We start from the raw sequence: 21,478 nt of genomic DNA on the forward strand, positions 1-21,478 counted from the left end.
TTTTATAATGCTTTTACCATTTGGTCTTGTTTGTTGATAATGATCGAGTTATCCGGCACATCTTTATGAATCACACAGCCAGCTCCCAAAATGACATTGTTTCCAATCGTTACGTCTTTTAGAATCACAATATTGGCGCCTGTCCAGACATTATTTCCCATTTTCACTTTCCCGATGCTGAATTCGGTTTTTGATACAGAGAAAGGTTCTGTGGTGTACTGGTGATTGTGATCAAAAATTTTCATTCCTTCTCCGAGGATACAATTTTCTCCGATGCTTACTTCTCCCAGGCAAGAGATTGTTCCTCTGGTGATGTAAGTGTTTTTGCCAATACTCAGTTTGGCTTTCGATTTTACGGTAATGAAGTTGAATTGATTGATGGTTACATTCTCTTGAATGTCAAATTGGGCATCTTCCGATATATCCAAAAAATTATCAGAGCCAATTTTGAAGCTTTGATGAACCTTACTTCCGGGAGTTAAAAAAGATTTGCGCTGATGAGAAATGACGCACAAATTCGCAAAGTTTTTTAATTTGATAAATAAATATCCAAGAAATGCTTTCATTTGGTTTTTTTTCGAATCATTTAATACAAAGATAAAGTTTTAGTATTTATTTCTATAATTTTGCTGAAAATTAGTAAATTAATATTTTTCCTATGAATCCCTTGGTAAGTATTGTTATTCCTGTTTATAAAGTCGAAAAATTTATTGTGCGGTGCCTTCAGTCTGTTGTCAATCAAACGTATAAAAATATCGAATGCATCCTGGTAAACGATGTGACGCCGGATTCTTCTATGGAAATTGCTCAGGATTTCATTAATAAAAATGAGAATTTTGATTTTAAAATAATAAATCAACCCTTTAACCAAGGCCTTTCTATGGCTAGGAATGCGGGAATGGATCTTGCCAAAGGTAAATATATTTACTTTCTTGACAGCGATGATGAGATTACGGATTACGCCATAGATCATCTTGTAAAGCTTGCAGAAGAAACTGGAGCAGAAATGGTTTTAGGACAAAGTGTCTGTATCAATGAAGAAGAAGGTTGGAAACGGAATTATTTCCCAATCAATTCTAAAAAAGATATATTGGAAGGAAGTAAAGAAATCGTCTGGAATTTTGTAAAAGGACAATATCCGGTAATGGCTTGCGACAAACTCGTGAGAATGGATTTTCTGATGGAAAATAAGCTGTATTTTGTGAAAGATCTTTTCTCTCAGGACGTTCTTTGGAGTTTCCAGAGTATGCTGAAGTTTGAAAAAATTGCCTTCCTGAGAGAAGACACTTACCTCTATTATTTTCACGGTGCATCCATTATTCATAACCGTGGGGAGAAACATTTTGGAAATTGGATTACGATTGCCGGTTATATGAATCAAGCATATCTGGAAGAAAAAAATCCTTATAATAAAAAATTAATCCTTGAAAATTTAATTGATTTTAAGGCTTCAACTTTGGGGATGAACTGGAAAGCTCAGCAAAACGAAGAACTTTGGAAGAAAAGCTATAAAGCTTATAATCAGTTGTCCGGATTGAGTTTTAGCAATTACATTTCTTCTGCCTATTCTACCAAACTAAAAAAGCAGGACTTATTTTACCGCCTGCCCTTGTTTATTGGATATCCATTTTTCAAATGGAGATTTGAGAGATAATTATAATCTCGTTACGCCACTTTCTTTTTCCAGAATTCCTTTGACATCATAAATAATTCCGTTTTCCGAAAGTAGATTTTTGATGTTTAGATCTTCGAATTCTTTGTGAGAAACAGCTAAAACAACTGCTTCGTATTTTTTGAAAGGCATTTTTGTTGAGGTCTCAAGACCGTATTCGTGTTTCACTTCTTCGGGATTTGCCCAAGGATCGAAAATACTTACTTTAATGCCATAATCTTCAAGGTTTTTAACAACATCTACCACCTTTGTATTTCTGACATCCGGACAGTTTTCTTTGAAAGTAAAACCTAAAACCAAAACATCAGAACCATTTACTTTCAGATCCTGTTTCAGCATTTGCTTTACAGTTTCGCTTGCAACATATTGTCCCATAGAATCATTCATTCTTCGGCCAGCCAAAATAATTTCCGGATGGTAGCCAAATTCCTGAGCTTTCTGAGCCAAATAATAAGGATCTACACCAATGCAATGACCTCCCACCAAACCTGGTTTGAAAGGCAGGAAATTCCATTTGGTTCCCGCTGCAGTTAAAACATCGTGTGTGTCAATTCCCATTAGATTGAAAATCTTTGCCAGCTCATTTACGAATGCAATATTGATGTCTCTCTGAGAGTTTTCTATCACCTTTGCTGCTTCTGCCACCTTGATGGTTGGCGCAAGGTGCGTTCCTGCGATGATAACAGATTTATAAAGATCATCTACAACTTTTCCAATTTCAGGATTGGAACCGGCTGTAACTTTCAGGATTTTTTCAACCGTGTGAAGTTTGTCGCCTGGGTTGATTCTTTCCGGAGAATAACCTGCGAAAAAATCTACATTGAATTTCATCCCAGTGTTTTTTTCCAAAACAGGAATGCATTCTTCTTCAGTTACACCAGGATAGACTGTAGATTCATAAATGACAATGTCTCCTTTTTTAAGAACTTTTGCAACGGTTTCACTGGCTTTGTAAAGTGGTGTCAGATCCGGACGGTTGTTTTTATCAACTGGCGTCGGAACTGTTACTACATAGATATTGGAATCTGCAATATCCTCCAATTTATTAGAACAATATAAACCATTTTCTCCCAATTTAGGATTGCTGGCTACCAAAGCTGACTTCAGCAGATCGTCTTCAACTTCCAAAGTATCGTCTTTTCCAGCATTTAGATCAGCGATTCTTTTTTCATTAATATCAAATCCTACAACCGGATATTTGGTAGAGAATAATCTCGCCAAAGGCAAACCAACATATCCAAGTCCGATTATTGTAATTTTATGACTCATATTTACTTCAGGTTTTCCCAATACCATTTTACAGCTTCTTTCAAGCCATCTTTCATGGATAATTGAGGGTTATAGTTTAATAGATTTTTTGCTTTATCAATACTTGCAAGGGAATGTGGAACATCGCCTTTTCTGTAATCGCCATAAATGATTTCTACATCCGCAATTTTAGGATCAAAATCTGACAAATACTGTTTCAGGTATTTTACGAGATCATTAAGTGTTGTTCTTTCTCCGAAGGCTGTGTTGTACACTTCATTCAAAGATTCTGTTTTATCAGAAGTCAATGCGAGAAGATTCATCAGGATCACGTTGTCTATGTAAGTGAAATCTCGAGAATATTCTCCGCCACCATTGATCACAGGAGACTCATGACTCATCAGCTGCATCACAAATTTCGGAATAACTGCTGCGTAAGCACCATTTGGATTTTGTTTTCTCCCAAAAACATTGAAATATCTCAAACCAATCGTGTCAAAATCATAAGTTTTTTTGAAAACGTCGGCATACAATTCATTCACATATTTTGTAATCGCATACGGGGAAAGTGGTTTTCCAATGATGTCTTCAACTTTTGGAAGGCTTTCAGAATCGCCGTAAGTAGATGAACTTGCAGCGTAAACAAATCTTTTTACACTAGCATCTCTTGCAGCAACAAGCATATTCAGAAATCCGCCAACGTTGACATCATTACTTGTTATTGGGTCATTGATAGATCTTGGAACAGAACCAAGAGCCGCTTCGTGCAGGACAAAATCCTGATTTTCACAAGCTGTTTTACAATCTTCCAGATTACGGATGTCGCCTTCGATTAATTTGAAGTTGGGATTGTCTTTGATGGCTTCCAGGTTTTCTCTCAAACCTGTGGAAAAGTTGTCGAGACAAGTAACGTTTGCTCCTAAATTTAATAGTTCCTCGCAAAGGTTAGAGCCAATAAAACCAGCACCTCCGGTTACTAAAATGTTTTTATTACTAAGTTTTTCTTTAAAATCACTCATAGATTCAAGCGTAATATTTTTCTAAGATTCTGCAAAGATAAGATTCTTTGTCAGTCAATCCGTTTTTCTTAAAATAATATTCAACATCGGGGATATTAATATCATATCCGGAACCTCGCCTGATTAGATTAAGATCCAATTTTATATTGTAAAACCTTTCCATGATTTCCAGAATCTCAATAATAGCGTAGTTTTGAACGTAGGCCAGATTAATTATTTTATTGACTTCCGAATTATCTATTAGTTGAAACGTTATGTTCCTGATATCTTCAGCATCTACAAGATTTCTGGTTGCTTTTGTGTGAACATCAATTGTTTCTTTATTATTGATGGAACGGATGAGGTAATTCATCAGAAGATTAGGATTTCCGCCTTTTCCAACTGCATTACTGACCCTTAGAATCAAATATTTCTTGCAGGAATGCTTTACGAGTTGTTCCATTTTCAATTTATGAAGCACATAATCGCTGCCGGTTTTGGAGGAATCATAAATGCTGCAGGTGGAGAAATACACAAATATTTTATCTGGATTTTCTTCTATCGTTTTTTTGATGAGATTCTCTTCTCTCAGAAATTCTTCCGGGCGAGTTTCTAAGGAGTTGGAAACGCCGGATGCAAAGAAAATGATGTCTTTTCGGTCATTTTCCATAAACAAAGATGCAATAAGACCTCCGCCAACTATCATTGCAAAAGTGTTTTTAATATGATCTGTGAAGCTTTCCCGTCACCAAATGGATTTTTTTCTGACCTGAATATGAACTCTTTCTCGTCATTCCAGATTTTATAAAATTCAGATTTGATTTTCTGTAAATCGTGACCAACCAGAATACCACAATTACAATCCAGAACTTCCGGTCTTTCTGTCTCCTCCCGCAAGATTAAAACACGTTTTCTAAGGCTTGGTGCTTCTTCCTGTATTCCGCCCGAATCCGAAATAATCAGTTTCGCAGCTGCCATTTTTCTGATGGTATCCAGGTAGGGTAGAGGTTCTCTAAAGACTAAGTTTTCAGGCTTTTGATCCTCAAAAACATCAAGAATAATTTTTCTGGTGTTTGGATTTGGATGCAGAGCCCATTCAAAAATAACCCCAGGGTTTTCGATGGCCAATTCTTTAATGGCCTGGGAAATTTCCTGTAATGGTTTTCCGATATTTTCCCTTCTGTGGGCCGTTATGAAAACTTTATTTTGATATTCTACTTCAATATTTTCTTTATTGAGAATATATTGGATCATATCAACAATTGTATTCCCAGTAAGTAAAATTTTATCTTTCGGGATTCCTTCTTCCAAAAGGTTATTTTGTGACAAAGTTGTAGGTGCAAAATTGACATCGCTCCCAAGAGAAACGACTCTTCTGTTGTACTCTTCCGGAAAGGGCATTCTAATGTCTGTGGTTCTAAGACCAGCTTCGATGTGATAAAATTTCCGCTTCTCCAGGAAAGCAACCATTGCAGACGCTAACACTGTAAAAGTATCGCCTTGTGCAACAATTTTCGTAATGTTTTCTTTGTGAACGAGATCTGATAAACTGTTAATTAGTTTTGCAACCAAATTTGAATTGGTGAAATCCAGTGACTGAACGGAAAGCCTAAAGTCTGGTCTGATGTCAAAACTTTCTTCCATCTTAGAAAGGAGATCGTCGTGCTGACCTGTATTGACAATGAAAACTTCCTCATTCTGCAAACGAAATTGATTGATCACCGGAAAAACTTTTAGAAATTCTGGTCTGGTTCCGTAAACAATAGCAATTTTATGACTCATCCGTATGTTTTGTGTAAAAATAATAATTCTTAAGGTTTTATTCTTCTTAAAATATGTTTTAGTAACATTTTCAGAGGAAATTGATTCAGAATTTCGTCGGCTGTAATAATTTTGAGATTATTAACGGCATTGTGGATTTCTTTTTTTCCATCCTTAATTTCTGAAACATTTTTCAGATAATGATAAGCGTGCACATAATCTTTAAACGGATTTGGCGTGTCCCGCTCGTGCCAGGTTCCTACAAAATGATGGGCGGCATAATTCTTCGGAAGATCCAGACAGAAATAGGTAGATGGGTAAATTGCGATTCCGTCTGCAAGTTCCTGATATTCGTCTTTTTCCGGATTTGCTTTGTAATGATTGATAAGAAGATCTGAAACAAAAACAGTGTTGGTTGTCAAATCAAAATCTGTTTTCTGATTGTAAAACTCCAAAACTTTCTTTGGCCAAGGATGTTCTTTTTCTGTCGCCCAAAGTGCGGTAAAAGGCGAACCTTTGATCTCGAACCCTGAAAATGCGCGGTGAACCAGAAACTCATCAAGGGAAAATTTGACTTCTACATCTATGTCCATATAAATTCCACCTTGCTCGAATAAAGCTAGCGCTCTTGCATAATCTGAGACAAAAGCCCATTTTTTCTTTTCTGCAGCCAGCCGAACGTACTCGCAACAATTGATGTCAAAGTTGGACTCGTTCCATTCTATGATCTCATAATCGGGAAGGTTTTTCTTCCAGGAATCCAGGCAGATGTAGAAAGATTCTGGTTTTGGATTGCCGCCAAACCAGCAGTAATGTATTTTTTTTGGGATCATCGTTTAATCAATTTCTTTTTTATAAATGTGTTCATTGGTTTTTCGAAATAGATAAATGAAAGACAACTTAGTAAGAGCGTTACAATAAAGTAAATTCCGGATAAAAGAATTTCATTAAAATTAATAAAATAATTGTCTTTCAGCATATTACCATAAGTTATGACTAAGTAATGAATCATATAAAATCCAAAGCTGATCTCTCCCAAAAACACCAAAATGTGGTTTGATAATAGTTTTGAAATGTAACCTTTGTTCTGTACAAAAGTATAGATAATAAGACACATCGGAATCCAGTAATAAATTGAAAACCTAAAACCTCTGTTAAGGAAATTATGAAAGATAAAAAAGGTAAAAAATGTAATTAAAGTGGCTATTTCTATAATTGTGGCTCTCTTTACAGTTGAAAAATAGGATTTAAACTTCTCATTCTTGAAAAGGTCATATAATAAAATACCCAAAATAAAATCAAAACTTCTGATAATTGGATTGACGTAGAATATTGCTTTTTGATAATGCTCAGGGACTAAGATTATTCCGGCTATTAATATAGCGGGAGCTGCAATATAAAAGATGGTTTTTAATGCCTTTATTTTTTCGAAAAGGATGATAATGAAAGGGAATATCAGATAAAAAAACATTTCGTCTGAAATGCTCCACGCAGGTGCATTAAAACTAAAAAATAGATCTTCTTTCGGGATAAAACTTTGAAGTAAAAATAAATTAATCAAAAAAGAGGAAATACCAAGAGTATTATGAAAATAGATAATAGGAATTGCCAAAATCAGGGTCAGAAAATGCAGAGGGTAAATCCGGGCAAAACGTGCTAGGTAAAATGATTTTCTGGTAATTGTCTCGTGCGAAAATTTGGTTCTGTAACTATAGGCCAAAACAAATCCACTCAAAATAAAGAAAAAGCTGACGCCAAGATAACCTTCGAAAAACACATTTCTCTGGAGCCAATTGAACAAGGAATTTTCGGTCTTCACAAATGACAGATGACTTAGAAAAACAAAAAATGCAAAGAAAAAGCGTAAAGAGGTTAAAGGTTTTATCATACACAGTATTCTAGGTAAATAATTTTTTTATCCAGTTATCTACACGATAATTTTCAACCAGAGAATCCTCCATTTTTACGAAAGGCAGTTCCAGAAAAGCATTGATTTCTTCACTGGTTGTATCGTTGTTATAAATCAGAATATTATTCGTGTTGTAGAAATCATATTCCAGAACATTTTTGTTGGTGGTAATGATCTTTGTGTTGTAGAATAATGCTTCGAAAAACCGGAAAGAAAGTCCATTGTTATACGAAGGATTGATATCGAAAACCACATAAGCATGCATCATCTCTTCCAGATGGTAGGTGTAATCCCTGGACTTATTGATGTATTGTATATGTTCATTCGACAATAATTGATAGGCTCTCAACGGGAAGTTATTGAATAATATATTCCATTGATATTGCTCCTTATTGCTGATTTTAGAAATGATTTTCTCCAGAATTATATCTCTTCTTTCTAAAGTAATATTCCCAAGATAATAAAGCTTTTCGGGATGAGATTTTGGCAATGTTTGCTTTAGCGGATAATAAAAATTAGTAATGAATTTTAGATTCAGAAAGGTGTACCGTTCCAGATCTAATGTGTCATAAGTGAAAAGGTTTTTGAAAAGATGTGCGGATTTTTGCATATCCAGTGCTTCTCCCATCGCAATAGAATCCCAAAAATAGCCTGCCATTTCATTGGAGATTTTCGCAAGATTTCCAATTGATTTCTGATTCAAATAATCCGGTCTTACGATGATGACTTTGTCAAATTTTTCAGTATTTTTTTTGCAAAATTGATTGATGAGTTTTGACCGTTCTCTTTTGTTAAATTTCCTTTCCGCTTTATACAGATAGCTTTTGTAACGGAAGACAGTGCGGAGGAAAATGTTAAGATATTTATTAAGAAAACTTCGGTCATCAAATTTTGGAGCATCGGAAAAATCAATCTTTGTCACATCATAACCTTTCTGCTCCAAAAAATTGCAGCATTCCGTATTTAGGATGTTTCTTTCTATGATTAATATTTTTTCCAAAAGTGTCTTTTAATAAGGCGATTTTACGAAAGCCCAGGATTTATTCAATGCCAGTGCCAGTCTGTAAAAGATAGGTTTCAGATTATATTTTATGCAATTTTCCGGAAAAGATGTTACAGGAAAATTACTGTAATAGATTTTGTGCTCATCTGTCAAAGCTTTCATTAGATAGATGTTTTCCAGATGCTGGAATATTTTATTTTTAGCAAGCGGATTATCTTTATGCTTGATCATTGTTTTGAAGTACGTTGCCTCATTCATCACAGTCTTCTGCTTATGAGAATTGTTGGGATGCAATCTGTACGAACAGGAAATGGTTTCGTCAAAAAGGAAGTCGTATTTACGACTCAATCGAAGCCACATATCGTGATCTTCGCAAGACAGATTCTCATCAAATCCGCTTTCTTTTACAAGATGCTCTCTTTTCATCAGAATAGACATAGCGGGCAGGAAGTTTTTGTCGAGCAGTATCTCGTAATAATTTTCACTTTTTAGACTGAGGTATGATAAATGGCGAGCCAGAAATTTGTTTTGATACAGATTGGAATTTTGATCAATCAGATTGGCGTCAGAAAAAACCAGTGTATAATTTTCCGGCGCATTTTCGAGCATTGCTACGTGGCGTTCAAATTTATCAGGCATCAGAAGGTCATCTAATGCTAGTAATTGGATGTATTTTCCTTTGGATAGGTTCAGTATTTCATTCAGGGACTTTGTGATTCCTTTATTTTCTGTATGTTTTATAAACGTGGTAGTAATTTCGGAATTATTTTTGATCCAGGAATCTACAACCTCTACAGAATTATCTCGGGAGCTGTCATCACAAATCAGTAATTCAAAATTTTTATAAGATTGATTTTTAATACTTTCCAGAGATTCTATAACAAATTGTGCCTGATTGTAGCATAAACAAAGTACACTTACCAAAGGTGAATTTTCCATTGTATTCTAAAAATTATTCAGCGCTGTAATGATCTGGCTTACTTCGTTTTCTCCCAAAACCGGCGATATCGGAAGGCTTAAAACTTCTTCATGGATTTTTTCGCTGATTGGGAAAGACAAATTGTTCCATTCATTGTAAGCCTCCTGCTTATGTGGTGGAATGGGGTAATGTATTAAAGTCTGTATGCCGTTTTCTGTAAGGTAATTCTGCAGAAGTTCTCTGTTGCCAGATCTGATGATGAATACATGCCAAACATGTTCGAGTTCATTTTCAGGATATTCCGGTAGAATTATTTTAAGATTATTGATTTCGGATACAAAACGTTTGGCGATTTTTCTTCTGATTTCATTTTCAGAATCGATGTATTTTAGTTTCACGTCCAGAACAGCCGCCTGGATCTCATCCAACCTGGAATTGAGACCTTGGTAAATATTCACATATTTTTGGTTGGAGCCATAATTTGCCAAAGCACGTATTGTAGCGGCCAGTTGATCATCGCTGGTAGTAATTGCGCCGGCATCGCCCAATGCACCCAAGTTTTTCCCTGGGTAGAAACTAAATCCTGCTGCATCTCCAAGATTTCCGGATTTTTTACCATTCCAATCTGCACCAATGGTTTGGGCATTATCCTCAACGATTTTGAGATTATGTTGAATGGCCAATTGCTGTAATTCTTCAGAAAAAACAATTCTTCCGTAAAGGTGAACAATCAGAATGCCTTTGGTTTTGGAAGTTATTTTGTCTTCAATTTTCGAAATATCAATATTATAATTATCAATATTAGGCTCTACAAGTACAGGAACCAATCCATTGTCTGAGATGGCAAGAATAGAGGCGATGTAGGTATTTGCCGGAACGATGATTTCGTCGCCGGCTTTCATAATTCCAAGTTCAATGTAGGCTCTTAAAATCAACCTCAAAGCGTCTAATCCATTTGCAACACCAATGGCGTGGGAAGAGCCTATGTAAGTAGAAAGATTTTTTTCAAAGTTCTTTACTCTTTCGCCCAGCAAATACCAGCCGGAGCGGAAAACTTCCAATAATGCGGTTTCTATTTCTTGCTGATGAACCAGATTTATTTTTTGTAAGTCAAGAAATTTAATCATTTGTCGTGTTTTTAAGATTAATATTTTTTTTCATCGTATTTAAGATTGCATTCTGTATTACCTCTCTGTATTGTTCAGTTCCGTAATAGGTCAGATGATTTTTATCGTAAAGATAAGGATAGTTTTTAGGAGATAATTGCTTCACGTTTAGATCTAGCAGATTGATGTAGCGCGATCCTAAGTTTTCGTTTAGATAATTATTGATTTTCACCGTGTTATCAAACAAAGATTCTTCATTTGGATAATTGACAGCATACTTTTTTTTAGAATAATAATACGTCGGAAAATCAATAGGATAAACCTTTGTTTGTCCGATAAATAAAACAGGGATTTTATATTTGGAGAAATAATACTGAGAGAATTTTATTTTTTGATCTAATTTTTCTTTAGGATAAGCAGCGTAATTGGATGTGATGACAACCAGATCTATTTTCTTGTAATTAGCCGGGATATAATTTTTGAAAATGTAATTGAAATAATCAATCGAACCTTTCAGAATCCCTTCCGAATCCTTCATAGGATAAGTTCCGTCTGCAGTTATCTGGATCAGATTGTAATTGTTTTCTTTAGTAATATTATTCAAAGTCTGGGCAAACATACCTGCGTGGCTGTCTCCTAATAGCACAATATTTTTTTTGTGGTTATCAGGAACATTTAAAAAAGTCTTGTCAAAATCTGCAAAGTTTCGAGTGCCATTGAAATGTCTGGATTCCAAATTATATTGTTTTTTGGCGGTATTGCTATTTTTATAATTAGCAGTTATGTTGGCAAAGGTTCCTGCATTTTTTAAGTACAGATTTGCATCGGTTTTACTTAGAAAGAAACAGATCCCAAAGAGAATTGCGCTGCGCAACAAAACCTGTTTTACTTTTTTGGAATAATCTCTTTTTTCCACAAAATGATAAGACAAGACAGACAAGATCACGGATAGAATTATAAATATAATACTGTATCTCAACCGCTCCAATCCAAAGAAAAAACTAATGACGAAAATCGGCCAATGATATAAATACAAAGAATAAGAGATATCCCCAATGTATTTTATGATTCTGTTTTTATATATTTCGAATTCGTGATTGATTCCAATAATCAATGCTGTACAAAAGACCGGAATCAAAGTGATGACTGATGGCCAGTTTGTATCTTCGGTTTTAATTATAAAATAGCATATTATCAAAAAACAAATTCCAATAATCAGAGGTTTGATCTTTTGCGAAATCTTCTGTAATTCTTTTTCATACAGAAAAGACAAACCTCCCAACATCATTTCCCAGGCTCGTGTATAGAAAATAAAAAAAGAAAAAGTATTGCTGTAGACGTTATGAAGCAGCATACTGATAAATGACAATGCAACTATTGCAATAAAAATGAAGTTGAATTTCGTCCTGCTATTCCTGTAAGTTTTTTTAAAAATAAGTAACAGCAAAGGCAATATCATATAGAATTGCCATTCTACAGACAAGGACCACGTGTGTAATAAAAAATTGGAATGCGATGACTGGTCAAAGTAACCGTTATTCAGATAATAATAGATATTGGAAAAGAATAAGCTGCTGGAAAACGCACTGTTCAGATACAAAATAAACTGAGTTGGAATGAGTGCATATACAACGACGCCAAAAATCAGAATCATCGTCAGCAATGCAGGAAATATTCTTACAACTCTCTTTTTGTAAAAGTCTAATACATTAAAATTGTCCTTATCAAAACCGGACAAGATTATTTTTGTCATCAGATAACCGGAAATGACGAAAAAGATATCTACGCCAACAAATCCTCCTTTAAAAAAAGAAAAATCAAAGTGATAAAACACCACGGCAAGTACCGATAATGCTCTTAGAAATGAAATATCATATCTAAATTTCAAGGCCATTCTTTTTTTAAAAAAACTTTAGTCGTTTTCGTAGCCGTTACTTTTCTTCCAAGTATCGAATCCTTCTGATTCCCAAGGCATATTTCTGGAAAATTTATAAGGCCAGGGATAGTGAGATTCTCCTGTTTCTCGTGACTTCAGATCTCTTACGTCTTTGATTCTTTTTGCAGGGTTGCCAATGATAAGAGAATAGTCTTCGTATTTCCCTCCTACCAGAGATTGTGCTCCTACCAGGCAGTGCTTTCCGATTTCTGTGGCAGGTAATAAAACCGTTCCTACAGCAATTTGAGAAAAATCACCGATGGTCGCCCCAATGCAAATGTCAGAAGGCGGCGTGGGATCATTTGTTAAAACGACGTAAGGATAAATAAAAACAAAATTCCCAATCTTGGATTGCTGTCCTATATGAACGTTGCTATGCAGCCAGCAGTTGTCTCCAAATTCTACATGGCCTTGGATATCAGTTACTGTTCCCAGTCTGCAATTGTCGCCAAACTTAGATTTTTCACGTATTGTCACTCTATGACCAGTAGAAAAGTTTTTCCCAAAAACAGAATCTGCATAAATAATGGTGTGACTGCGAATCAACGCATTTTCACCGATTATAGTTTTCGGGTTTTCATAATTTTCTTTAAAGTAATAATCGTTTGAAGGTTCACCTATGATACAGTTATTAGAAATAATAGAATTGTCGCCAATGATAACATTGTCATATATAACCGTATTGTCACCGATTTTTACATTGGCTCCAATGATTGCTTTTGGACTGATTTGGACATTGGTATTATTAAATTTCATCTAAGTATTTTTGTGGTTTTATTTGTTTTTTGTCTAGTAAAGAAAAGGTCTTTTCTGACTTTTTAGTAAAGCAATTTATTTCCAGGATTTAAACTCCTCATAACTCCTAAAATAATCTGATTCGTCATAAAGCTCTGATGCAAGACAGAGCAAAACAGCAGTATGAGAGAATTTAATGTCTCTCCAGATTAGCTTTGGTATATATAGACCTCGTGATGGATTGTCTAATATAAAAGTTTGTTTGTTGCCTTCTTTATCTTCTGTATTGAACTCTATAACTCCAGATACAGCAAAGATAATTTGCTGCAAATTCTTATGCGCATGTCCACCTCTCATGACGTCCTGTGGTGTGTAATAGGTCCAATAAACTCGTTTAATTTCGAACGGAATATTTTTTGAGTTTTCCGCAATCGTAATAAACCCCAAAGAAGGATTACCTATTTTATCTAAATCAAAATATTGGATTTTTTTATCCATTTGAGCTTATTTTATAGTCAAAATTAGGACGGATAATGCCAGGCATTAGAGTAAGATTACTCCCAATCTTAACATTCTCTACTTCAAAACCTACTATTTCGTTTGCAATAAAAAGTGCATCTTTTTGATCTTTACCAAAAATAAGTTTGAAATAATAATTTCCGGCGTTCAGTAGATTTTTTGGTATTTCAAATTCTACTGTGTACTCACCTTTTCTACTATCATTCTGCGTGGAAAGCAGAACGCCAGTATGGAACACCACACTTTCTTCATAAGTCCGCAACTCAAAAGTTGTGTCTAAATTGATGTTCTCCTGAAAGTTGTAAAACTTTAATTTGACTTTCACACCAGAATCAATATCAAGAAACCCATCATTTAAAGCTTTAACGGAAAATTCCAGTATTCGGATGTTTTCATTGCCTAAGGCTGAATCCATAGATCCGGTATGCAGATAACTGCTTTGTTTTTGAGAATTTTTCTGGTACTCCATAATGGTATTAGCGACGTCTCCTTGGTAATTTAAAAGTCCTTGGTTTAGCAGAATACCTTTTGAGCACAACTCTTTTACCGCAGTCATATTGTGACTAACAAACAGAACGGTTCTGCCTTCTCCTTTGGAAACATCTCCCATTTTCCCAAGACATTTTTTTTGAAATTCCGCATCGCCAACGGCTAATACTTCGTCCACAATCAAGATCTCGGATTCCAGATTTGCTGCTACAGCAAACGCCAATCTCACATACATTCCGGAAGAATATCTCTTTACCGGTGTATCAATATATCTTTCGACACCAGAAAAATCAACAATCTCATCAAATTTTCTGGTTATTTCTTTTCTTGTCATTCCAAGGATTGCACCATTCAGGAAGACATTTTCTCTTCCTGTCATTTCCGGGTGGAAACCAGTTCCAACTTCCAGTAATGAAGCAATTCTTCCTTTAGTTAATATCCTTCCGGTAGTTGGCTTTGTGACTTTACTTAATAATTTTAATAAAGTCGATTTTCCTGCGCCATTTCTCCCGATGATTCCTACGGCGTCACCTTGTTCTATTTCAAAATTAATGTCACGTAAAGACCACACATATTCGCTTTCTCCTTTTTGAGTTCTGTCATTGGAATCTCCAATTTTAAGATAAGGATCTTCTTTCCCACGGATTTGGTGCCAAAAACGATTGAGATCATGTGTAAGAGAACCGGTTCCAACTTGTCCAAGGCGGTATTGTTTAGATATATTTTCAGCTTTTAATGCTAATGCCATTTTTTTAATTTTAAAATTAAACCGTATCCATAAAGCCTTTCTCCACTTTATTGAAAATCACAGTTCCTATCGCAAGAATTACGAAAATAAGAAACGTGCTTATCATCAGCATCGTCGCGTTAAAGTCTCCAACGCCTAGCCAGGCATATTTGAAGCATTCAAAAATTCCGGTCAGCGGATTGTAAAAAGCAATAGTTTTGAAAATTCCTTTCAGACTGGACGCAGGATAGATAACCGGCGTAGCATACATATACAAACTAATCCCAAAAGTGAGAAGCATTTGTAAATCTCTGTATTTCGTTGTTAATGAGGAAAATATCATTCCCATTCCCAAAGCAAAAACGGCCATCAGAATAATTAAAAATGGCGTTGCAAGAATCCACCAATTTGGCTGAATCTCTCCTTTGAAAAGGTAATAAAAAAAGACAATTAGAAAAAGAATCATTTGAACGCCAAATCTCATCAAATTGGAAAGTACAATGGATATGGGCATAATCAATCTTGGAAAATAAACTTTCCCAAATATTGACGCATTCGCTGTAAAAACATTGGATGTTGCGCTAAGGCAGGAAGAAAAATAATTCCATAATGTGATTCCCGCAAGATAGAAAAGGATTTTGGGTGCACCATCAGTTGATAAATTAGCAATATTTCCAAAAACAACAATGTAAACAATTGTTGTAAAAATTGGATTGATAAAAAACCAAACCGGACCCAGTATCGTCTGCTTAAAACTAGAAACAAAGTCCCGCTTTACAAACATATAAGCCAAATCCCGATAGCGCCAAACTTCTTTAAGATTAAGATCAAAAAGAGAATGGTTGGACTCTATCGTTTCAGTCCATTGATTATTTTGAGAATCACTCATTTGTGTTTGTGTTTTTGTGTTATTTAATAAGGCCTTTCAGATATTCTCCGTATCCGCTTTTGCCATATTTTGAAGCGGTTTCCAGAAGTTTTTCTTCATTGATAAAACCATTTCTGAAGGCAATTTCCTCAATACAGCCGATTTTGAAACCTTGTCTTTTTTCAATCACGCTTACAAATTCTGACGCATCTTGAAGAGAATCGAAAGTTCCTGTATCCAACCAGGCTGTTCCTCTGTCAAGAACACCAACTTCCAATTTACCTTTGCTAAGATAAACATTGTTGATATCAGTGATTTCAAGTTCGCCTCTTGGAGAGGGTTGTATATTTTTGGCAATTTCAACTACTTCATTATCATAGAAATAAAGTCCCGGAACGGCATAATTAGATTTTGGTTCAGTTGGTTTTTCTTCAATAGAAAGTGCTTTAAAATCCCGATCAAATTCCACCACACCATATCTTTCCGGATCTGCAACGTGATAAGCGAATACAACACCGCCGTCCGGATTTGTCTTGTTTTTTAATAAAGTTCCCATTTCGGAACCGTAAAAAATATTATCACCCAAAACTAAAGCTGCGGAATCATCACCAATGAATTTATCACCAAGAATAAATGCTTGCGCTAATCCGTCCGGGCTTGGCTGAACAACATATTCTATATTACATCCCAATTGAGATCCATCGCCCAAAAGTTTGATAAATCCTGCCTGATCGTGAGGTGTCGTGATAATTAAAATATCCTTAATACCAGCCAACAACAATGTTGAAAGCGGATAATAAATCATTGGTTTGTCGTAAACCGGCATCAACTGCTTGCTTACGGCGATTGTTAATGGAAACAATCTTGTCCCGGATCCGCCGGCTAATATGATTCCTTTCATTTATTTGGTATTAGTTTGTGTTTTTTCAATTTCTTTGTTTAGATAACCTGTAAAGTTTGTAATAATAACATTGTTATTAATAAACAGTCCACCAGACTTATCAATTTTTCCATTCAATGATTTATAAAATTGTGTCAGAGCTTTTAAATTCTCTTCTGCGACAAAAGAAAAAGCATTATAAATACTATTTTCTTTAAAAGATTTAAAATCAAAATCTCTTAAAATTAGTTCAGCTTGTTCTTTAGTTAGAATTCTAACATTTTTACTATCTTCATATTTGAACATTTTGGAATACAGATAATTCATTCCAAATTTTTTTAGAGATTCTTCATAGTTAGAAACTTTAATAAATTCTTCAATCAAGGCTATTTGATTCCCTTTTGGCATAGACACAGCTGGTGGCGGAGTTTGTGCATAAGAAAAAAAAGAAAATATGACTAAAAGTATAAAAAATATTTTTTTCATTTTAATTATACTGTCCGTCGTAATATTTCTGATAATCGCCAGACGTCACATTAGCAAGCCATTCTTTGTTTTCCAGGAACCAATCGATGGTTTTTCCTAAACCTTGCTCAAAAGTTACAGAAGGGTTCCAGCCTAGATCTTTATTCAATTTTGAAGCGTCTATTGCATAACGTTTGTCGTGGCCCGGTCGGTCTTTCACGTAAGTGATCAGTTTTTCTGAATGACCTGCAGGTTTTCCAAGCTTTTCATCCATTTGTTTGATTAATTCTTTTACAAGATCAATATTCTGCCACTCGTTGAAACCTCCAATATTGTAAGTTTCTCCGGTTTTGGACTCGTTGAAAATCTGATGAATTGCTTTTGCGTGATCGATTACGAATAACCAGTCTCTTGTATATTTTCCGTCGCCGTAGATTGGCAATGGTTTTTCATTAATGATATTAGAGATGCAAAGTGGAATCAATTTCTCAGGGAAATGATTTGGTCCGTAATTGTTGGAACAGTTTGATAGGATGAACGGCATTCCATAAGTATTTCCGTAAGCTCTTACCAAATGGTCAGAAGCTGCTTTTGACGCCGAATACGGCGATTGTGGATCGTAAGGCGTAGTTTCCAAAAAGAAACCTGTTTCGCCAAGACTTCCATAAACTTCGTCAGTGGAAACGTGGTAGAAAAGATTTTTTCTAGGTTCGTTAGGAAATCTTCCGTGTGTGTGATCCGGGTTTAGAGCCCAGAACTCGATACAAAGATTAAGAAGATTTGCAGTTCCGTTCACATTCGTATTAATGAATGCATTTGGGTCTGTAATACTTCTATCAACGTGACTTTCAGCAGCTAAATGAACTACTGCGTCAGGATTATATTTTTCAAAAACCTTTCTTAGTTCTTCAGGTTTTGTGATATCAGCTTTTTCGAAAACGTAATTCGGCTCGTTTTCGATGTCTTTTAAGTTTTCAAGATTTCCAGCGTAAGTTAAAGCATCAAGGTTGATGATTGTGGAATTTGGATTATTCTTTACGAACTCTCTTACAACGTGAGATCCAATGAAACCAGCACCTCCTGTAATGATAATATTTTTCATAAAATACTATTGTATTGTTTTTAGTTTTTTAAATTTAATCATTCCCGAATAAATCCCGGGTATAAACTTTTTCTTTAACATCATCCAAATCCGGTGTTTTACGGTTGGATATAATGACGTCACATTCTTGTTTAAAAGCTTCTAAATCTCTGTAAACTTTTGAACCGAAAAAAGTGTCTTCTTTCATAACGGGTTCGTAAACAATAACTTCTACTCCTTTTGCCTTGATTCTTTTCATTATACCTTGGATTGCAGAAGCCCGAAAATTGTCCGACCCCGATTTCATTATCAATCGGTAAACGCCAACTTTCTTCGGTTGTTTTGCCAAAATAGAATCCGAAATAAAATCTTTTCGTGTGCGGTTGGCATCCACAATAGCCTGTATGAGATTGTTGGGAACCGAATCATAATTTGCAAGCAATTGCTTGGTGTCTTTCGGAAGACAATAACCCCCATATCCAAAAGACGGATTATTATAATGGGAACCAATTCTAGGATCTAGTCCTACACCTTCTATAATTTGACGGCTGTCTAATCCATGTATTTGGGAATAACTGTCCAGTTCATTGAAGTACGCAACACGCATTGCCAAATAAGTATTTGAGAACAGTTTGATAGCCTCTGCCTCGGTTCCGTTGGTGAAAAGTGTGGGAATATCTTTTTTTATTGCACCTTCTTTCAGAAGATTTGCAAAAACAGTGGCGCGCTCACTTTGCTCACCAATAATAATTCTCGAAGGATAGAGATTATCGTAAAGGGCTTTTCCTTCTCTCAAAAACTCTGGAGAAAATATAATGTTATCAAAATCTAAATCTTTTTTTAGACTTTCTGTGAAACCGACAGGAACTGTAGATTTTACAATAACAACGGCTTTTGGATTGCTTTCTTTAACTTCTTTAATCACATTTTCAACACTACGAGTATCGAAATAATTTGTAGATGGATCGTAATCTGTTGGTGTGGCTACAATTATAAAATCAGCATTTTTATAAGCTTCTTGTTTATCAAGAATTGCTTTTAGACTGAGTTTTTTGGTTTCCAGAAATTCTGTAATCTCGGGATCATCAATTGGGGATTGCCTGTTATTGAGCATTTCCACTTTTTCAGGGATAATGTCCAAAGCAATGACGTCATGATGTTGTGCTAATAACACTGCATTAGAGAGACCAACATACCCGGTGCCAACAATTGTTATATTCAAGATATTAAGTTTTAATTTCGGCAAAAATAAGAAAATTTACTTGAAGTATATGTAAATGAAATATTAGCTTTTTGTTTGTTTTAATAAATTTGATTATCTTTGCCAAAGATTTACGGGAAAATGGGAAGGCTTTCGCAAGAATGCCTTTTTTCGTAGATGTAATTAGGAGGTAATATTTATGGAATTTAAAACAGAATTAAGTCGGTTACTTAATGAGTTTCTAGAAACTAGACCGGATCTTTTTTTAGTAGATCTGAAAATCTCGGCAACGTCTGATGTGACAGTGATTCTGGATGGTGACAATGGCGTTAAACTTCAGGATTGTTTGGATGCCAGTAGAGCGATAGAATTTAATATGGATCGCGAGATTCACGATTTCAGTCTGCAGGTAATGTCTTCTGGATTGAGTGAACCACTTGAATATCCAAGACAGTTCAGAAAAAATATTGGAAGAGAGATTGAGGTAATGTTTGCAGATTCTACCAAAGTTGAGGGCGAACTTTTATCAGTTGATGATGAAAAAATTGTTCTTAGATTAGAATACAGACAACCGAAATTAGTAGGAAAAGGAAAAGAAGATGTAGTGGAAGAACGAGAAATCCCTTACTCTGACATCAAAAAAGCATTAGTAGTAATTAAATTTTAACAATTAGATGAATTGATATTATATCAGTCATCACTTACAATATATATTAGGATATGGATAATTTAGCTTTAATAGAAGCCTTTGGTGATTTTAAAGAAATAAAGAATATCAGCAAAATAGACTTAATGGCTATTATCGAAGATTCTCTAAAGACTCTTCTTAGAAAAAGATATGACTCTGATGACCATTTTGATGTGATCGTAAATCCTGACAAAGGGGATTTTCAGATTTTCTTGAACAAAACTATTGTTGAGGACGAGATGTCTGAAGATGATGACTTGGAAATCGAGATTTCTGAGGTTAGAAAAATCGATTCAACTTTCGAAGTTGGTGAGGAATATACACAGGAGATCGAAGTTGCAAATCTTGGTAGAAGAAGTATCTTGACTTTGAAGCAAATCTTGGCTACGAAAATTCAGGAGCATTTCAATGCTTCTTTATATGAGCAGTTCAAAGACAGAATCGGAGAGATCATCATTGGAGAAGTGCACCATATTCGTCACAAACACGTGATTCTTTTGGATGATGAAGACAATGAATTTATCCTGCCTAAGGAAAATCAAATTCCTTCCGATTTCTTCAAAAAAGGAGAAACGGTTAAAGGTATTGTAGAAAGTGTTGATTTCAGAGGTTCAAAACCGCAGATCATCGTTTCCAGAACAGCACCGAAATTCTTAGAAGAATTGTTGGAGCTTGAGATTCCTGAGATCCAGGACGGAACTATTATACTTAAAAAGGTTGTAAGAATTCCTGGTGAGAAAGCGAAAATCGCAGTTGATGCTTATGATGACAGAATTGATCCTGTCGGCGCTTGCGTCGGTGTGAAGGGTTCAAGAATCCACGGCGTTGTAAGGGAACTTAAAAATGAAAATATTGATGTTATCCAATGGTCAAAAAACCCTGAGATCTTTGTAAAGAGAGCTTTGGGAAATATTATCATCAATAAAATTGAAATAAACGAGGAGTCAAACTACGCATTGGTTTACACACCAGTTGAAGAGATTTCCAAAGTAATCGGTAAACAAGGACAAAATATCAAGTTGGCATCATGGTTGACAGGTTATGAAATTGATGTTTACAGAGAAACTTCTGATGACGATGATGTTGAATTGAGAGAATTCTCAGATGAGATCGAAGCTTGGATTATCGACGAGTTTAAAAAAGTGGGGCTTACGACTGCAAGAAGCGTCTTGGACAAAGATACAGATGCATTGTTAAAAATCGTAGATCTTGAAGAAGAGACAATCGATGATGTGAAAAACATTCTGAGAGAAGAATTAGAAGGATAATAGAA

At 35.2% G+C, this 21,478-nt stretch carries 22 protein-coding genes; 3 read left to right on the forward strand and 19 right to left on the reverse strand.

The genetic code is table 11. The features are described 5' to 3' along the window. Window positions 1–2: 2 nt before the first annotated feature. A complete protein-coding gene (locus OPU68_RS10865; protein ID WP_498474005.1) occupies window positions 3–566 on the reverse strand; it encodes an acyltransferase in 564 nt (187 codons plus the stop codon). 92 nt (window positions 567–658) lie between these two features. Between OPU68_RS10865 and OPU68_RS10870 the strand changes: the two genes are divergently transcribed. Further along, entirely contained in the window at window positions 659–1,654 is a 996-nt protein-coding gene (locus OPU68_RS10870) for a glycosyltransferase family 2 protein (protein ID WP_498474006.1), read from the forward strand. Here OPU68_RS10870 and OPU68_RS10875 read toward each other — a convergent pair whose 3' ends face one another. The 18 genes from OPU68_RS10875 to OPU68_RS10960 all read right to left on the reverse strand — a co-directional run bounded on the left by OPU68_RS10875 (window position 1,655) and on the right by OPU68_RS10960 (window position 19,538). Next, complete coding sequence (locus tag OPU68_RS10875; RefSeq protein ID WP_498474007.1) at window positions 1,655–2,941, reverse strand: nucleotide sugar dehydrogenase; 1,287 nt, start codon at window positions 2,939–2,941, stop codon at window positions 1,655–1,657. A gap of 2 nt (window positions 2,942–2,943) precedes the next feature. Beyond that, a complete protein-coding gene (locus tag OPU68_RS10880; protein ID WP_498474008.1) occupies window positions 2,944–3,939 on the reverse strand; it encodes an SDR family oxidoreductase in 996 nt (331 codons plus the stop codon). A gap of 4 nt (window positions 3,940–3,943) precedes the next feature. Continuing rightward, the gene (locus OPU68_RS10885; RefSeq protein ID WP_498474009.1) at window positions 3,944–4,624 is read right to left on the reverse strand and encodes an NAD-dependent epimerase/dehydratase family protein; all 681 of its coding nucleotides are present in this window, start codon (window positions 4,622–4,624) and stop codon (window positions 3,944–3,946) included. Continuing rightward, window positions 4,621–5,700, reverse strand: a complete 1,080-nt coding sequence (wecB, locus tag OPU68_RS10890) for a non-hydrolyzing UDP-N-acetylglucosamine 2-epimerase (protein WP_498474010.1) — start codon at window positions 5,698–5,700, stop codon at window positions 4,621–4,623. Before wecB ends, OPU68_RS10885 begins: the two co-directional genes overlap by 4 nt. Window positions 5,701–5,729: 29 nt before the next feature. Continuing rightward, the gene (locus tag OPU68_RS10895; RefSeq protein WP_498474011.1) at window positions 5,730–6,512 is read right to left on the reverse strand and encodes a glycosyltransferase family 32 protein; all 783 of its coding nucleotides are present in this window, start codon (window positions 6,510–6,512) and stop codon (window positions 5,730–5,732) included. Then, window positions 6,509–7,567 carry an acyltransferase family protein gene (locus OPU68_RS10900; protein ID WP_498474012.1) on the reverse strand — a complete coding sequence of 353 codons (1,059 nt, stop codon included), beginning with the start codon at window positions 7,565–7,567 and terminating at the stop codon, window positions 6,509–6,511. Before OPU68_RS10900 ends, OPU68_RS10895 begins: the two co-directional genes overlap by 4 nt. A gap of 10 nt (window positions 7,568–7,577) precedes the next feature. Beyond that, window positions 7,578–8,588 (reverse strand): WaaS/CpsH family glycosyltransferase, encoded by a 1,011-nt coding sequence (locus OPU68_RS10905; protein ID WP_498474013.1) that lies wholly within the window; start codon window positions 8,586–8,588, stop codon window positions 7,578–7,580. A gap of 9 nt (window positions 8,589–8,597) precedes the next feature. Beyond that, window positions 8,598–9,530: a glycosyltransferase family 2 protein gene (locus OPU68_RS10910; RefSeq protein ID WP_498474014.1), complete on the reverse strand. Its 933-nt coding sequence runs from the start codon at window positions 9,528–9,530 to the stop codon at window positions 8,598–8,600. A 6-nt stretch (window positions 9,531–9,536) separates the two neighbouring features. After that, window positions 9,537–10,637 (reverse strand): DegT/DnrJ/EryC1/StrS family aminotransferase, encoded by a 1,101-nt coding sequence (locus OPU68_RS10915; RefSeq protein WP_498474015.1) that lies wholly within the window; start codon window positions 10,635–10,637, stop codon window positions 9,537–9,539. Next, a complete protein-coding gene (locus OPU68_RS10920) occupies window positions 10,630–12,510 on the reverse strand; it encodes an acyltransferase family protein (protein ID WP_498474016.1) in 1,881 nt (626 codons plus the stop codon). The genes OPU68_RS10915 and OPU68_RS10920 overlap by 8 nt, the downstream gene beginning before the upstream one ends. Window positions 12,511–12,528: 18 nt before the next feature. Next, a complete protein-coding gene (locus tag OPU68_RS10925; RefSeq protein ID WP_498474017.1) occupies window positions 12,529–13,308 on the reverse strand; it encodes an acyltransferase in 780 nt (259 codons plus the stop codon). A gap of 75 nt (window positions 13,309–13,383) precedes the next feature. Then, window positions 13,384–13,785, reverse strand: a complete 402-nt coding sequence (locus OPU68_RS10930; RefSeq protein ID WP_498474018.1) for a sugar 3,4-ketoisomerase — start codon at window positions 13,783–13,785, stop codon at window positions 13,384–13,386. Continuing rightward, window positions 13,778–15,043 carry an ABC transporter ATP-binding protein gene (locus tag OPU68_RS10935; RefSeq protein ID WP_498474019.1) on the reverse strand — a complete coding sequence of 422 codons (1,266 nt, stop codon included), beginning with the start codon at window positions 15,041–15,043 and terminating at the stop codon, window positions 13,778–13,780. The genes OPU68_RS10930 and OPU68_RS10935 overlap by 8 nt, the downstream gene beginning before the upstream one ends. Window positions 15,044–15,059: 16 nt before the next feature. Next, window positions 15,060–15,911 (reverse strand): ABC transporter permease, encoded by an 852-nt coding sequence (locus OPU68_RS10940; RefSeq protein WP_498474020.1) that lies wholly within the window; start codon window positions 15,909–15,911, stop codon window positions 15,060–15,062. A 19-nt stretch (window positions 15,912–15,930) separates the two neighbouring features. Then, window positions 15,931–16,791, reverse strand: coding sequence for a glucose-1-phosphate thymidylyltransferase RfbA (rfbA, locus tag OPU68_RS10945; RefSeq protein WP_498474021.1), 861 nt, complete (start codon window positions 16,789–16,791; stop codon window positions 15,931–15,933). Next, a complete protein-coding gene (locus OPU68_RS10950) occupies window positions 16,792–17,256 on the reverse strand; it encodes a DUF2059 domain-containing protein (RefSeq protein WP_498474022.1) in 465 nt (154 codons plus the stop codon). Window position 17,257: 1 nt separating this feature from the next. Then, complete coding sequence (gene rfbB / locus OPU68_RS10955) at window positions 17,258–18,337, reverse strand: dTDP-glucose 4,6-dehydratase (protein WP_498474023.1); 1,080 nt, start codon at window positions 18,335–18,337, stop codon at window positions 17,258–17,260. Window positions 18,338–18,371: 34 nt separating this feature from the next. Continuing rightward, window positions 18,372–19,538: a nucleotide sugar dehydrogenase gene (locus tag OPU68_RS10960; RefSeq protein WP_498474024.1), complete on the reverse strand. Its 1,167-nt coding sequence runs from the start codon at window positions 19,536–19,538 to the stop codon at window positions 18,372–18,374. 178 nt (window positions 19,539–19,716) lie between these two features. Here OPU68_RS10960 and rimP point away from each other — a divergent pair, with 178 nt between their 5' ends. Together rimP and nusA are read left to right on the forward strand one after the other, a co-directional pair. Next, window positions 19,717–20,184, forward strand: a complete 468-nt coding sequence (rimP, locus tag OPU68_RS10965; protein WP_498474025.1) for a ribosome assembly cofactor RimP — start codon at window positions 19,717–19,719, stop codon at window positions 20,182–20,184. A gap of 53 nt (window positions 20,185–20,237) precedes the next feature. Beyond that, window positions 20,238–21,473 carry a transcription termination factor NusA gene (nusA, locus tag OPU68_RS10970; RefSeq protein ID WP_274275565.1) on the forward strand — a complete coding sequence of 412 codons (1,236 nt, stop codon included), beginning with the start codon at window positions 20,238–20,240 and terminating at the stop codon, window positions 21,471–21,473. Window positions 21,474–21,478 lie beyond the last annotated feature (5 nt).

Source organism: Chryseobacterium sp. TB1-D10, from assembly GCF_059803555.1.